Origin of the sequence: Crossiella sp. CA198 (genome assembly GCF_052078295.1) — a bacterium.
Lineage (GTDB): Bacteria > Actinomycetota > Actinomycetes > Mycobacteriales > Pseudonocardiaceae > Crossiella.
Genome location: NZ_JBQJIM010000062.1, coordinates 1 through 14,472 on the forward strand (window position 1 = coordinate 1; position 14,472 = coordinate 14,472).

At 69.7% G+C, this 14,472-nt stretch carries 13 protein-coding genes; 2 read left to right on the plus strand and 11 right to left on the minus strand.

All coding sequences use genetic code 11. The annotated features are described in order from the left end of the window. Positions 1-356 precede the first annotated feature (356 nt). The 10 genes from tyrS to argC all read right to left on the minus strand — a co-directional run bounded on the left by tyrS (position 357) and on the right by argC (position 11,110). Positions 357-1,631, minus strand: coding sequence for a tyrosine--tRNA ligase (gene tyrS / locus ACTOWY_RS44510; RefSeq protein WP_441315648.1), 1,275 nt, complete (start codon positions 1,629-1,631; stop codon positions 357-359). 32 nt (positions 1,632-1,663) lie between these two features. Continuing rightward, positions 1,664-2,281, minus strand: a complete 618-nt coding sequence (locus ACTOWY_RS44515) for a DNA-3-methyladenine glycosylase (protein ID WP_441315649.1) — start codon at positions 2,279-2,281, stop codon at positions 1,664-1,666. A gap of 362 nt (positions 2,282-2,643) precedes the next feature. Beyond that, entirely contained in the window at positions 2,644-4,062 is a 1,419-nt protein-coding gene (argH, locus tag ACTOWY_RS44520) for an argininosuccinate lyase (protein ID WP_441315650.1), read from the minus strand. Beyond that, a complete protein-coding gene (locus ACTOWY_RS44525) occupies positions 4,059-5,270 on the minus strand; it encodes an argininosuccinate synthase (protein ID WP_185003261.1) in 1,212 nt (403 codons plus the stop codon). The genes argH and ACTOWY_RS44525 overlap by 4 nt, the downstream gene beginning before the upstream one ends. Beyond that, positions 5,267-5,827, minus strand: coding sequence for an arginine repressor (locus ACTOWY_RS44530; RefSeq protein ID WP_185003260.1), 561 nt, complete (start codon positions 5,825-5,827; stop codon positions 5,267-5,269). Before ACTOWY_RS44530 ends, ACTOWY_RS44525 begins: the two co-directional genes overlap by 4 nt. Positions 5,828-5,831: 4 nt before the next feature. Further along, complete coding sequence (gene argF, locus ACTOWY_RS44535) at positions 5,832-6,761, minus strand: ornithine carbamoyltransferase (RefSeq protein WP_441315651.1); 930 nt, start codon at positions 6,759-6,761, stop codon at positions 5,832-5,834. Continuing rightward, a complete protein-coding gene (locus tag ACTOWY_RS44540) occupies positions 6,758-7,975 on the minus strand; it encodes an acetylornithine transaminase (protein WP_441315652.1) in 1,218 nt (405 codons plus the stop codon). The genes argF and ACTOWY_RS44540 overlap by 4 nt, the downstream gene beginning before the upstream one ends. After that, positions 7,972-8,889, minus strand: coding sequence for an acetylglutamate kinase (gene argB, locus ACTOWY_RS44545; protein WP_441315653.1), 918 nt, complete (start codon positions 8,887-8,889; stop codon positions 7,972-7,974). The genes ACTOWY_RS44540 and argB overlap by 4 nt, the downstream gene beginning before the upstream one ends. After that, on the minus strand, positions 8,886-10,082 hold the full coding sequence (argJ, locus tag ACTOWY_RS44550; protein WP_441315654.1) for a bifunctional glutamate N-acetyltransferase/amino-acid acetyltransferase ArgJ: 1,197 nt from the start codon (positions 10,080-10,082) through the stop codon (positions 8,886-8,888). Before argJ ends, argB begins: the two co-directional genes overlap by 4 nt. Beyond that, the gene (gene argC / locus ACTOWY_RS44555; RefSeq protein WP_441315655.1) at positions 10,079-11,110 is read right to left on the minus strand and encodes an N-acetyl-gamma-glutamyl-phosphate reductase; all 1,032 of its coding nucleotides are present in this window, start codon (positions 11,108-11,110) and stop codon (positions 10,079-10,081) included. The genes argJ and argC overlap by 4 nt, the downstream gene beginning before the upstream one ends. A gap of 67 nt (positions 11,111-11,177) precedes the next feature. Between argC and ACTOWY_RS44560 the strand changes: the two genes are divergently transcribed. Both ACTOWY_RS44560 and ACTOWY_RS44565 read left to right on the plus strand, forming a co-directional pair. Beyond that, complete coding sequence (locus ACTOWY_RS44560) at positions 11,178-12,203, plus strand: phosphotransferase (RefSeq protein ID WP_441315656.1); 1,026 nt, start codon at positions 11,178-11,180, stop codon at positions 12,201-12,203. A gap of 105 nt (positions 12,204-12,308) precedes the next feature. Next, entirely contained in the window at positions 12,309-12,833 is a 525-nt protein-coding gene (locus ACTOWY_RS44565) for a DUF4240 domain-containing protein (RefSeq protein ID WP_441315657.1), read from the plus strand. On the opposite strand, the gene ACTOWY_RS44570 is transcribed toward ACTOWY_RS44565, so the two are convergent. Next, positions 12,834-14,096, minus strand: a complete 1,263-nt coding sequence (locus ACTOWY_RS44570; RefSeq protein ID WP_441315658.1) for a pyridoxal phosphate-dependent aminotransferase — start codon at positions 14,094-14,096, stop codon at positions 12,834-12,836. Between the last annotated feature and the right edge of the window lie 376 nt (positions 14,097-14,472).

Here is a 14,472-nt window from a genome sequence, read left to right on the forward strand (position 1 = left end):
GCTAGACGCAATCCTTTATCAATGTGATCTCAAAGGAACCTCAAACGAGGTTTCAAATATATAAGCTCTACTGGCTTACATCGGCACACTGTTGAGTTCTCAAAGAACACACGCACACCGCACAACCTATCAGCTACTCGCTGACAGCTTGTCCCGGGGCTTGATTGTCCTGGAAGCTTTTCTGTCTTTCTTTTCGCCGCGCCCGTCCCCCGGTCTTTCTTGGGGCCGTTCCGCGCTGGCAGAGAGAAAGTTACGCTCGGGCGAATCTGAAGTCAAATCGCCTGGTCAGGCCCGTGAACACGCGAGCCAGGGCTGCGAAACCGCTGGTCACGGCCTCGCAGCCCGCGCATCCCACGCTAGTGCAGGACGTCGACTCCCGCAGTGTGACGGCGGCCACGTCGAACCACAAGCCACCGACCGTGCAGAAGCGTGTCCAGGGACGGCTGCCACTCCTCGTCGGTGACCTTCTCGTTGTTCACGTAGGCCCCGCCCTCGTTGACCGTGCGCCGGGCCTCGCCCCTGCTCTTGGACAGCCCCACCGCGACCAGCAGATCGACGATGGTCGGCGCGTCGGACAGCTTCACCTGCGCCGTCCCCGCCGAGGACAAGGCGGCCGTCAGCGTCGGCAGGTCCAGCTCCCGCAGGTCGCCCCGGCCGAACAGGGCCTGACTGGCCGCGACCACCATCCGCGTCTGCTCAGCCCCGTGCACCAGGGTGGTGAACTCCTCGGCCAGCCGCTTCTGCGCGGTCCGCAGGTGCGGGGTGTCCGCGGTGACCTGTTCGATCTCGGCCACCTCGTCCCTGCTGAGGAAGGTGAACATGCGCAGGTAGCGGACCGCGTCGGCGTCACCGACGTTCACGAAGTACTGGTACCAGGTGTACGGCGAGGTCAGCTCCGGGTCGAGCCACACGTTGCCGCCCCCGGTGGACTTGCCGAACTTGCGCCCCTCCGAGTCGGTGACCAGCGGCAACGTCAGCGCGTGCACCGCGGCCCGGTCGACTTGGCGGACCAGCCCGACCCCACCGACGATGTTGCCCCACTGGTCGGCGCCGCCGATCTGCAGCGCACAGCCGTGCTTGCGGTGCAGCTGGAGGTAGTCGTGCGACTGGAGCAGCAGGTAGCTGAACTCGGTGTAGGACATGCCGTCGGTCTCCAGCCGGCGCTTGACCGTCTCGCGGCCGAGCATGACGTTGACCGAGAAGTGCTTGCCGACATCCCGCAGGAACGAGATGGCCGACATGTCCTGCGTCCAGCTGAGGTTGTTCTCCACGATCGCCCCGGTGGGCGAGTCGTCGAAGTCGACGAACCGCTCCAGCTGACCGCGGATCCGCGCGGTCCACTCGGCCACGGTGTCCTCGGTGTTCAGCGACCGCTCACCGTTGTCCCGCGGATCCCCGATCATCCCGGTGGCCCCACCCGCCAGCACGATGGGCCGATGCCCGGCCCGCTGGAACCGCCGCAGCCCGAGCAGCGGGATCAGGTTGCCCGCGTGCAGGCTGGGCGCGGTGGGATCGAATCCGCAGTAGAGGGTGAGCGGGCCGGCGTCCAGATCACGCCGCAGTGCGTCGATATCGGTGGTCTGCGCGATCAACCCGCGCCAGGACAACTCGTCGAGGATGTGCTCACTCACCCCAGCATCATCCCCCACCAGGTCAAACCGGTTCACCCTGGTATGCGTGGCGTGGAACTGGGCTGGCGCCGCTTCCCACCCCGCCGGTATGCGCTGACCGACGGTTCACCCCGCAGCCAGAACCGCCACGGAGTGTCCATCCCCACCGCGACCCCGACCCGGGGACCCGCCTCGACCAGGTCGTCCGGGACCGCGGCGGCGGGGGTCAGGCGGACCGGGGAGCCGGGGGTGAGCAGGTCGGCGCCGTTGTGGCCGCGGGTGATGCCCAGGGCGGTGCACAGGTTGGCCGGGCCGCGGGCGAGGTCGGCGTCCGACTTGGCGGTGGGGCGGTTGGCACGGGCCAGGTCGAGGCCGCCGGTGATCTCGGCGGCGCGGAGCAGCACGGCGCCCGGATCACCGTCGGTGAGGCAGACGACGTTGGCGCAGAAGTGCATGCCGTAGACGAAGTAGACGTAGAGGCGGCCGGACGGGCCGAACATGATCTCGTTGCGCGGGGTTTTGCCGCGGTAGCAGTGGGAGGCGGGGTCCGCGGCGCCCCAGTACGCCTCGACCTCGGTGATCCGTGCGGTGACGCCGTTGGCGGTGAGGGTGCAGCCGAGTAGCCGGCGCGCGGTCACGACGGGATCGGCGGAGAGATCGAGGTTGGTCATCAAGCCCGATGGTAGGCGAGCCCCCTGACAACGAACCCCGGCGACAAGTCGCGGGCACGGCGAGAACACAAAGACGAGTGGCTAGCTGGAGAACAATTCACCATCGCCGCCGCGGTTGATTTTGTGATTTTGTTTGGGGGAGGGCCATGCATTAAGCTAGCCCAGCGATTGGGCAGGCTTCATCGCCTGCCCCTTCAGCCCAATCTTGCATGGCCTAGGGGCCCCAAACCAAATCGCGAAATTGACCGCTTGCCAGCAGTCCCGCGCAGGGACCCGGAGCCCGCAGAGTAGTCCGACGGCGGGAGCTAAAAGAAAAAGCGAGCGGACCGAAGCCCACTCGCTCTTCCCATCAGCAGCGAAACTCAGATCTTCGCCCAGTCCCGGGCTTCGGCGAGCACGCCCAGCAACCGCTGGTGCTGCTCCGCCACCCGAACCGGCGCCGTCCCACCGTGCGCGTCCCGCGAAGCGATCGAGCCCTCCACGGTCAGCACCTCCCGAACCGCGGGCGTCAGAGCAGCGTTGATCCCCGCCAGCTCCGTGTCCGACAGCTCCTCCAGGCCCACGCCCCAGGTCTCCGCCGCCTGGACGCAAGCGCCGGCGGCCTCGTGTGCGACCCGGAACGGCACGCCCTGCCGGACCAGCCACTCCGCGATGTCCGTGGCCAGGGTGAACCCGGCGGGCGCCAGCGCGGCCAGCCGATCGGTGTCGAAGGTCAGCGTCGCCATCATTCCGGTCATCGCCGGCAGCAACAGCTCCAGCTGGGTGACCGAGTCGAACAGCGGCTCTTTGTCCTCCTGCAGATCCCGGTTGTATGCCAGCGGCTGGGCCTTCAACGTGGCCAGCAATCCGGAAAGGTTGCCGATCAGCCGTCCGGACTTACCGCGCATCAGCTCCGCGACATCCGGGTTCTTCTTCTGCGGCATGATCGAGCTACCCGTGGCCCAGGCGTCATCCAGTTTGGCGTAACCGAATTCCGCCGTCGTCCAGATGATGACCTCTTCCGCGATCCGGGAGAGGTTGACGCCCAGCATCGCGACCACGAAGGCGAACTCGGCCGCGAAGTCCCGGCTGGCGACGCCGTCGATGGAGTTCTCCACCGGGGCGTCGAAGCCCAGGTCCGAGGCGACCGCCGCCGGGTCCAGGCCCAGCGACGAACCCGCGAGGGCGCCTGAGCCGTATGGCGAGATCGCGGTCCGCTTGTCCCAGTCCCGCAGCCGCGAGACATCCCGCAGCAACGCCTGACCGTGCGCCAGCAGGTGGTGTGCCAGCAGCACCGGCTGGGCGTGCTGCAGGTGCGTGCGACCTGGCATGACCGCCACCGGGTGCTGGGCCGCTTGCGCCGCGAGGGCTTCCACCACGTCCAGGGTGCCCGCGGCGACGCGGCGGGCGGCGTCGCGGAGCCACATCCGGAACAGGGTGGCGATCTGGTCGTTGCGGGAGCGGCCTGCGCGGAGTTTGCCGCCCAGGTCGGTCCCGGCCCGGTCCAGCAGGCCCCGTTCCAGTGCGGTGTGCACGTCCTCGTCGCCAGGGTCCGGGCCGAACGCGCCGGAGACCACGTCGGCTTCCAGGGTGTCCAGCGCGGCCAGCATGGCCGGGAGTTCGGTGTCACTGAGCAGGCCCGCGCGGTGCAGGACCCGGGCGTGCGCCCGGGAACCGGCGATGTCGTAGCGGGCCAGCTGCCAGTCGAAATGGGTGGAGACGCTCAGCGCCGCCATGGCCTCGGCGGGTCCGGAGGCGAACCGGCCACCCCAGAGCGGGGTGGCCCCGTTCTGCTCACTCATGCGCCGGTCCACTGGTTCTTCAGGTCCCGCTTGGCGGCGATCTTGCTGGGCAGGCCCCACAGCTGGATGAAGCCCTTGGCCAGGGACTGGTCGAAGCTGTCGCCCTCGTCGTAGGTGGCCAGGTTGAAGTCGTAGAGCGACTGCTCGCTGCGCCGCCCGGTGACCACCGCGCGACCGCCGTGCAGCACGACCCGGACGTCACCGGTCACGTGCTCCTGGGTGCCTGCCACGAAGTTGTCCAGGGCGTCCTTGAGCGGGGAGAACCACAGGCCGTCGTAGACCAGCTCGGTCCAGCGCTGCTCGACCTGGCGCTTGAACCGGCCCAGGTCGCGCTCCAGGGTGACGTTCTCCAGCTCCTGGTGCGCGGTGATCAGCGCGATCGCGCCGGGGGCCTCGTAGACCTCGCGGCTCTTGATGCCGACCAGGCGGTTCTCCACCATGTCGATCCGGCCGACGCCGTGCGCGCCCGCCCGGCGGTTCAGCTCCTGGATGGCCTGCAGCACGGTGACGGTCTCGCCGTCGATGGCCACCGGGACACCCTTGTCGAAGGTGATGACCAGCTCTTCCGGGTCCCGCGCGACGGTCGGGTCCTCGGTGTAGGAGTAGACGTCCTCGATCGGGCCGTTCCAGATGTCCTCGAGGAAGCCGGTCTCCACCGCGCGGCCCCAGACGTTCTGGTCCACCGAGTACGGCGAGCGCTTGTTGACGTCGATCGGCAGGTTGCGGTCCTCGGCCCAGGCGATGGCCTTCTCCCGGGTCCAGGCGTAGTCGCGGACCGGGGCGATCACCTTGAGGTCCGGCGACAGCGCGCCGATGCCGACCTCGAAGCGCACCTGGTCGTTGCCCTTGCCGGTGCAGCCGTGCGAGACCGTGGTGGCGCCGTGGTACTTGGCCGCCTCCACCAGGTGCTTGACGATCAGCGGCCGGGACAGCGCGGACACCAGCGGGTAGCGGTCCTGGTAGAGCGCGTTGGCCTGCAGCGCGGGCAGGCAGTACTGCTGCGCGTACTCATCACGCGCGTCGGCGACGACCGCTTCGACCGCGCCGCAGGCGATGGCCCGCTTGCGGATGGTCTCCAGGTCCTCGCCGCCCTGGCCGACGTCGACGGCGACCGCCACGACCTCGGCACCGGTCTCCTCGGCGATCCAGCCGATGGCCACCGAGGTGTCCAGCCCGCCGGAGTAGGCCAACACAACCCGCTCGCTCATGAACTTTCTCCTTGTTGCTCACCCGAGTTCTGCGGCGCGGCAGTCGGGACGTCAGTGGGTTGAGGTGTGCCGCCGGCCAGCTCGGTGAACCGGGCGGCGAGTTGTGCGCCGGTGAGCGGCTCCCTTGCCACCACCAGCAGCGTGTCGTCCCCGGCGATGGTGCCGACGACGTCGTTCAGGGCTGCCCGGTCGACCGCGCTGGCGAGGAACTGCGCGGCACCGGGCGGGGTTCGCAGCACGGCGAGGTTGCCGGAGGCGTCGGTGGAGACGAGCAGTTCGCCGAGCACCTTGACCAGCCGGGAGGTCCCGCCCTCGACGGCGCGCACGGGGCTGCCGTCCTCCGGGATCACATACACCGGCGCGCCACCGTCCGCGCCCCGCAGCTTGACCGCGCCCAGCTCGTCCAGGTCGCGGGACAGCGTGGCCTGGGTGGCCTCGATGCCCTCGACCGCGAGGAGCTTGACGAGTTCGGTCTGGCTGCGGATGGCGCGCTGGCGGACCAGTTCGGCGATCCTGGCCTGGCGGGCGACCCTGGTGGCCGCGGTGCTCTGCGTCATCTGCTCAGCCCGCCTGCTCCAGTAGCCACACGAGCAGCGCCTTCTGCGCGTGCAGGCGGTTCTCCGCCTCGTCCCACACCGCGCTGGCCGGGCCGTCGATGACCTCGTCGGTGACCTCCCAGCCGCGGTGCGCCGGCAGGCAGTGCAGCACGATGCTGTCCACGCCGGTGCGGGCCAGCAGCGAGTCGTTGACCTGGTACGGCCGGAACGGGCCGACCCGGTCCTTGCCGTCGTTCTCCTGGCCCATCGAGGTCCAGGTGTCGGTGACCAGCACCTCGGCTCCGGCCACCGCGGCGTCGACCTCGGAGATCAGCTCCACCGAGCCGCCGGTCTCGGCGGCGCGCTGCTTGGCCGAGTCCAGGATCCAGGGCAGCGGGTGGAACCGGTTGGGCGAGGCGATCCGCACGTGCATGCCGGCGGTGGCGCCGCCGACCATGAGCGAGTGCGCCATGTTGTTCGCGCCGTCGCCAAGGTAGGTCAGGGTCAGCCCGGCCAGGCGGCCGAAGCGCTCGCGGATGGTCTGCAGGTCGGCCAGCACCTGGCAGGGGTGGAACTCATCGGTCAGCGCGTTGATCACCGGCACGCTCGCCTGGGAGGCCATCGCCTCGATCCGGGCGTGCGCGAAGGTCCGCCACACCACCACGTCGACGTAGCGGGAGAGCACCCGGGAGGTGTCCTCGATGGTCTCCTCGCGGCCCAGCTGCATGGTGCGGCCGTCCACCACCACGGCGTGCCCGCCGAGCTGGGCGATGCCCACCTCGAAGGAGAGCCTGGTGCGGGTGGAGTTCTTCTCGAAGATCACCGCGGCGGTCTTCGGGCCGGCCATCGCCTTGTTGGCCAGCGGATCGGCCTTGAGCTGATCGGCCAGGTCGAGCAGTTGCTTCTGCTCGTCCGGGTTCAGGTCGTCATCACGCAGGAAGTGGCGCAGGGTCATCGGGTCTCCTCCGCGGCGGCGTCCAGCAGGGCGGGCAGGGCGGTGACGAACTCGTGCGCGTCGGTTTCGGTGAGGATCAGCGGCGGGGCCAGCCTGATCGCGTCCGGCTGGACGTTGTTGATCAGGAATCCGGCCGCGCGGGCCGCGGCGGCCACCGCGGCCGACACTGGCTGGTTAAGCAGGATCGCCTGCAGCAGGCCGGCGCCGCGGACCCCGGCGATGAGCGGGTGGTGCAGGTCCTCGATGCCGGTGGCCAGTTCCTTGCCGAGCGCGCCCGCGTGCTCGACCAGGCCGTCGGCGGCGATGGTGCGCAGCACGGCCAGGCCTGCCGCGCAGCAGACCGGGTTGCCGCCGAAGGTGGTGCCGTGCAGGCCGGGCTTGAGCAGGTCCGCGGCCGCGCCGAAGGCCAGGCAGGCGCCCAGCGGCAGGCCGCCGCCCAGGCCCTTGGCCAGGGTGACCACGTCCGGGGTGATGCCTGCCCGCTGGAAGGCGAACCAGGTGCCGGTGCGGCCGAGGCCGGTCTGCACCTCGTCCAGCACCAGCAGCGCGCCGTGCCTGCTGGTGATCTCGCGGGCGGCCTGCAGGTAGCCCTCCGGCGGCACCCGAACGCCCTGCTCGCCCTGGATGGGCTCCAGGAACACCGCGGCGGTCTTATCGTCCACACTGGACTTCAGGGCCTCGATGTCGCCGTAGGGCACGAATTCCACGCCGGGCGGCATGGGGGCGAACGGTTCCCGCTTGGCAGGCTGGCCGGTGAGGGCGAGCGCGCCCATGGTGCGGCCGTGGAAGCCGCCCTCGGTGGAGATCACCTTGGTGCGCCCGGTCAACCGGCCGAGTTTGAACGCGGCCTCGTTGGCCTCGGCGCCGGAGTTGCAGAACAGCACCCGGCCCTGCTCGGCGATGCCGGTCAGGTCGAGCAGCAGTTCGGCCAGTTCCAGGGTGGGCTCGGCCATGTAGAAGTTGGAGACGTGGCCCAGGGTGGCGATCTGGCTGCTGACCGCCTCCACGATGGCCGGGTGGGCGTGGCCGAGCGCGTTGACCGCGATCCCGCTGAGCAGGTCCAGGTAGCGCTTGCCGTCGGCGTCCCACACGTGCGTGCCTTCGCCGCGGACCAGGGCCAGCGCCGGGGTGCCGTAGTTGTCCATGAAGCTGGACCGCCAGCGCCGCTGACCGTCCTCATTGGACGCGAGATGGTTGATCACGTTGTGGCTCATGCCTTTTCGTCCCCCGGAACTACCATTGTGCCGATGCCGGAGGAGGTGAAGACCTCCAGCAGCACCGAATGGGCCAGCCTGCCGTCGATGACGTGTGCCGCCGGGACGCCGCCGCGCACCGCGCGCAGACAGGCCTCCATCTTGGGCACCATGCCGCTGGCCAGTTCCGGCAGCATGCCTTCGAGCTGGTTCGCGCCGATCTGGGCGATCAGCGAGGAGCGGTCCGGCCAGCGCGCGTAGAGGCCCTCGACGTCGGTGAGCACGACCAGTTTGGCCGCCGCCAGGGCGACCGCGAGCGCGGCGGCCGCGGTGTCCGCGTTGACGTTGTGCGTGACGCCGTCGGCGTCGGGGGCCACCGTGGAGACCACCGGGATCCGGCCCGCGGCCACGATGTCGAGCACCGCGTCCGGGTTGACCGAGACCACGTCGCCGACCAGGCCGAGGTCCACGTGCTCGCCGTCGATGACGGTGCCGCGGCGTTCGGCGGTGAACAGCTGGGCGTCCTCACCGGAGATGCCGACCGCGTACGGGCCGTGCGCGTTGATCAGTCCGACCAGCTCGCGGCTGACCTGGCCGGTGAGCACCATGCGCACCACGTCCATGGTCTCCGGGCTGGTGACCCGCAGGCCACCGCGGAACTCGCCCTCGATGCCGAGCCGGTTGAGCATGGCCGAGATCTGCGGGCCGCCGCCGTGCACCACGACCGGGCGCAGGCCGCACAGCCGCAGGAACACCATGTCCTCGGCGAAGGCCTTCTTCAGCGTCTCGTCGATCATGGCGTTGCCGCCGTACTTGATCACGACCAGCGCGCCGTGGAAGCGCTGCAGCCAGGGCAGCGCCTCAACGAGGACTTCGGCCTTCTCCGCGGCGGCCGCGCTGCGGTCCTGGGCGACCGCGGTGGGGATGGTGGTCATGAGGAGTACGCCGAGTTCTCTTCGACGTAGTCGTGGGAGAGGTCCGTGGTGTAGACGGTGGACCGGCCCGCGCCCATGCCGAGGCTGATGTGCACGTCGATGTCGGTGCCGGACAGGTCGGCCAGTGACCGGTCGTCGCCGCGCATCCCGTTGCGGCACACCGTGATCCCGTTGACGGTGATGTCCATCTTGGACTGGTCCATGGTGATCCCGCTGCGGCCGACGGCCATCGCGATCCGGCCCCAGTTGGGGTCGGAGCCGAACAGCGCGGTCTTGACCAGGTTGTCCTCGGCGACCACCCGCGCGGTCTGCTTGGCCTGCTCGTCGTCGACCGCGCCGACCACGGTGACCTCGACGTACTTGGTCGCGCCTTCGGCGTCGCGCTGGAGCTGGCGGGTGAGGCTGCGGGCCACCGCGGTGAGCACGGCGACGAACTCGGCCGGGTCCGGCGTGCTGCCGGAGGCGCCGGAGGAGAGCAGCAGCAGGGTGTCGTTGGTGGAGGTGCCGCCGTCGACGTCGAGGCTGTTGAAGGTGACGTCCACGGCCGCGCGCAACGCCTTGTCCAGCGAGTCCGCGTCCACCACCGCGTCGGTGGTCAGCACCGCGAGCATGGTGGCCATGTCGGGCGCGCACATGCCCGCGCCCTTGGCGAATCCGCCCACGCTCCAGCCGTCGGGGTGGGTCAGCGCGGCCTGCTTGGGCTTGGAGTCGGTGGTCATCACCGCGGTCGCGGCGGCCAGGCTCGCCTCGGCGCCGCGGCCGAGCGCGGCGTGCACCGCGTCCACACCGGGGATGATCTTGTCCATGGGCAGTCGCTCACCGATCAGGCCGGTGGAGCAGACGCCGATCTCGACCGCGCCCGCGCCGAGTACCGCGGCGACCTTCTCCGCGGTGGCGTGGCTGTCCTGGAAGCCCTCGGGGCCGGTGCACGCGTTCGCGCCACCGGAGTTCAACACGACCGCGCGCAGTCGGCGCTGCTTGAGCACTTCCTGCGACCAGAGCACGGGCGCTGCCTTGACCTGGTTGGTGGTGAACACGCCAGCGGCCACATCGGCAGGCCCGTCGTTCACCACCAGGGTCAGGTCCGGGTTGCCATTGGCTTTGACGCCAACGGGCAGCCCTGCGGCTCGGAATCCAGCGGGCGTGGTCACGCCCGCGGAGATATCCGGGACAAGATCCTCAGAAGAGGTCACGGTGCTACTCCCACGGTTGACAGGCCGGTGGTTTCCGGCAGGCCCAGAGCGAGGTTCATGCACTGCACCGCGGCGCCCGCGGTGCCCTTGGTGAGGTTGTCCACCGCGGCGACCGCGACCAGCCGCCCGGCGTCGGCGTCCACGGTGACCTGCAGGTGCACCGCGTTCGCGCCGAGGGTGGCCGCGGTGACCGGCCACTGGCCCTGCGGCAGCAGGTGGATGAAGGGTTCGGCGTCGTAGGCCTTGACGTAGGTTTCCCGGACCTGCTCGGCGGTCACGCCCTCGGCCAGCGGGGCGGTGCAGGTGGCCAGGATGCCGCGCGCCATCGGCACCAGCACCGGGGTGAAGGAGACAGCGACCGTCTCCCCCGCGATGGCGGAGAGGTTCTGGCTGATCTCGGGGGTGTGCCGGTGCGCGCCGCCGACGCCGTAGGCGCTGGCCGAGCCCATCACCTCGGAGCCGAGCAGGTGCGCCTTGGGGGCCTTGCCCGCGCCGGAGGTGCCGGAAGCGGCCACCACCACGACATCCGGCTTGACCAGTCCGTCCACAAAGGCCGGCGCGAGCGCGACGGACGCGGCGGTCGGATAACAACCCGGGACGGCGATGCGGGTGGCGCCTTGCAGTCGCTCCCGGTGACCGGGCAACTCCGGCAGGCCATAAGGCCAGGTCCCGGCAAACTCGGTGCCGTACCACCGTCGCCAAGCGGTCGGATCTGTGAGACGAAAGTCAGCCCCGCAGTCGATGACGACGGTCTGCCGTTCGTCGACTCCGTTGGCCACCTCCGCCGAATGACCGTGCGGTAGAGCCAAAAACACCACGTCATGGCCCCGAAGCTGTTCTAGCGTGGTGTCCAGCAGAACCCGATCGGCAAGGGGCACGAGGTGGGGGTGGTGAGTCCCCAAACGGGTACCCGCACTACTGCTGGCAGTCAGTGCGCCGATCTCGACCTGGGGGTGTGCGAGCAACAGACGGAGGATTTCTCCGCCCGCGTAGCCGCTGGCACCGGCGACCGCTACCCGAACCGTCATACGAATAATTATGCACACCCTCGCAAGGTCATGCTAGTTAGTTCAGGCACGTCGAAGGAGGTTCGCCATGAGCGGGTTGGAGGCTGGTGCAGTCGCGGCCGTGTTCGACCTCGGTCGTCCACTGGGGCCGTTGACACCCGTTCCCGGTGGTCACAGCCACCGGATGTGGCGACTGGACACCGAACTCGGGTCCTATGCCGTCAAGGAGATGAACCGGCTCGACTCTCCCGAGTGGCTGCCCTGGCTGCGCGCCGCCTGGCGGTTCGAGCGGGCCGCCTGGTCGGCGGGCGTGCGGATGCCGGAACCGGTGATCGCGCCCGGCGGCGATGTGGTGACCGAGGTGCCGGTGGCCGGTGGACCTGCGGCGACGGTGCGCGTGCACCGGTGGGTGGTGGCCGAGCCGACCGCCCAGCCGGTGCGGCCGGAGGTGGGTCACTGGGCCGGGGAGACCATGGCCGAACTGCACCGGCTGACCATGGCGCCACAGCCCCGCTGGGCGTTCCCAGCCGGTTCCGGCGAACAGGCAGAATTGTGGCCGTTACTGGTGGAACAGGCCAAGGTCGCGCACGCGCCGTGGACCGAGGATCTGGCCGGGTTGTCCGCCACGGTCAAGGAGATCTACCGCCTGGTCACGGTGGAGGCCCCGCGCGGCCTGCCCGAGGTGATCGGGCACGCGGACCTGCGGGCCAAGAACATCCTGCTCGCCGTGGACGGCCCGGTGCTGGTCGACTGGGATCTGGCCTGCGCCAGGGTGCCCAGGGAGGAACTGGCGGGCTGCGCGCTGTCCCTGGCCGGCTGGAACCGGCCACAAGGGATGGTGGAGGCCACCGCGCGGGCGGTCATCGACGGTTACCGGCGCAACCACGGCGATTTCCCGGAACCGCTGACCGCGGTGGACGCGGCCGGGGACCTGGGCGTGGAGGTGGACTGGGTGGCCTCGGTGGCCCGGCGCGCGCTCGGCGACGGCGCGCAGGGGGCCGATGACGTGGCCCGATGCCGGGAGATCCTGCCCGGACTGATCGCCGCGCTGCCGAACAAGCTGTCCGCGGCGCAGCAGCTGGCCCGGCTCAGCACGCAAAGACTCTGCTGGTAGCGCAAATTTGCGATTCGGTGCGCATTTTTGTGGCCGGAGGCTGCCAGTTGTGTTGCGATTGCTGCGGGTAGGACGTGCCCGGACGTACCGTGCGGTGGGAGGCGGGTGCGGAAAGGCGGGCACGTGCTGGAGTTCTGGACGGTGATCGCGGTCCCCGCGGGCACAGTGGAGGCTCGGCTGGCCGGGCTGCGCGGGCGGCTGACCGGCCTGCGCGCCGACGGGCTGACCGGGTTCCACCGGGAGCTGGTGCGCGCCCACCGGCGGGCCTACCGCTGGGACCTGTGGGCGGCCTTCGACCTGGTCCGGGGTGGACTGTCCGATCAGGAGTTCACCGCGGCCCGCAACTGGCTGATCCTGCACGGCCGCACCGACTTCGACCGGGTGATCGCCGACCCCGACGAGCTGGCGTGCCTGTGCCCCGACGACCCGGAGGACCTGGACGCCGCGGGCGCGCTGAGCACCCTGGCCGGCGAGCTGCTGACCGAACGCGGCGCACCCGGCCTGGCCACCACCCTGGAATCGCCGGAGCTGTTCGAGACCCCGGCCGGGCTCCGGGTGACCGGCGGCCTCGAACAGCTCCGGACTCACTTTCCGCGGATCGCCAAACGCTATGAGGGCAGCGCGCTGTAGCTAGGCGGAACGCGAGCGGCCCCGGGGTGGCCGCGGACCGGCGATCGTCGGCGCGTCCAGGTCCACCACGACCTCGCCGGTGGGCCGGGTACGCGGTTCGGCCCGGGACGGGGCAGGGGCCGGGATCCGCGGTTCGGACGGCAGTTCCCCGGTGCGGGCGCGGGCGAACCCACGCAGCCCCTCCACCAGCCGGTCCACATCGGACTCCGGCCGCACCACCAGCCGGAGGAAGTCGCTGGTCATCCCCAGCTTGTTGCCACACTCCCTGACGAAGACCCCGTGTTTGGCCAGCAGGTAGTCGCGCAGTTCCGCGCCATGCACCCCACTGGGCAGCTTGACCAGCAGGAAGTTGGCCTGCGATGAGAAGATGGTCAACTCGGGGAACCGTCCGAGCGAGGCGGTCATCAGGAACCGGTCCCGCGCGAGCAACCGCAGACTGTCCCGGTACTCCTCCTGGTGCTCGGCGAGCATGAAGATGACCGCCTCGGCCAGCGAGTTGAGGTTGCACATCGGCAGCGCGCCACCGATCCGCCGGACCAGCGCCGGGTTGGCGATGAGGTAGCCGAACCGGATGCCGTGCAGCCCGAAGTTCTTGCCCAGGCTCTTCAGCACCACCACGTTGGGCCGGATCATCGCCTCCATGGCCACCGAGGCGTCCTTCTCCACCTCGACGAAGTCGATGAAGGACTCATCCACGATGATCAGGTCCAGATGCGCCAGCTCGTCCAGGAACCGGATCACCTCTCGCTTGGGCAGGTAGCCCCCGTCGGGGTTGTTGGGGTTGCACAGCACCGCGACCCGAGAACCGCGGGCGGCGATGAAGCGCAGGTAGGCGTCCACGTCCAGGGCGAACTTGTCCGCCTCGTGCAGCAGGAACATGTCCACCCGCTTGCCCGTTTCCAGGGGCTGGTCGGTCCACCGCCCGAAGGTCGGGATGGGCACCGCGATGCTCTCCCGGATCAGCAGCCGGTCGATCCAGGTGATCAGCTCGGTGGATCCGTTGGCCATCGCCACCGTCGCCGGATTGAGCCCGAGCACCTTGCAGAGCTGACCGGTGATGGTGGCCGCGTCACTGGGATAGAACTTGAGGATCCGCTCCAGGTTCTCGGCCAGCTCGTCGAACATGCGGGGCGTCGGGAAGTACGGGTTGCAGGGAATGCAGAAGTCCACCAATTCCCGCCCACCCATCCCCCGCTGCAACGCGAAGTAGGACGGACTGTGCGCCCCCTGCCGGAGCAACCCGGTGTCCACACCATGCCGCACGAAAACTCCCTTCGCCGTCACGGATAACACGTGCCCCCGAGGAAACCGGTTCACCCACCCACCCCCACCCAGAGTGTTGGCCGTTCTCGTACGCCGAGTTGGCCGTTATGGACGGTGCGTTGGCCGTTATGGACGGCGAGTTGGCCGATGTCGTACGCCGGGTTGGCTGTTACGGGCAGCCGGGCGAAGCCCGAAGCCGGGCGGCCGGGCGGTGATGGGCACCGCGGACGGGCGAAGCCCGCACAGGCAGCGGGGGTGGCTTTTCGAAAACCTTCCCCGAGCGGTTCCCCATCCCCGTCAGCCTGGAGAGGACACACCGCATCCTGGGCAAGCGGCCTGCAACCTGCTTGGCCCTAGCCTCCCAACCGCAACGGGC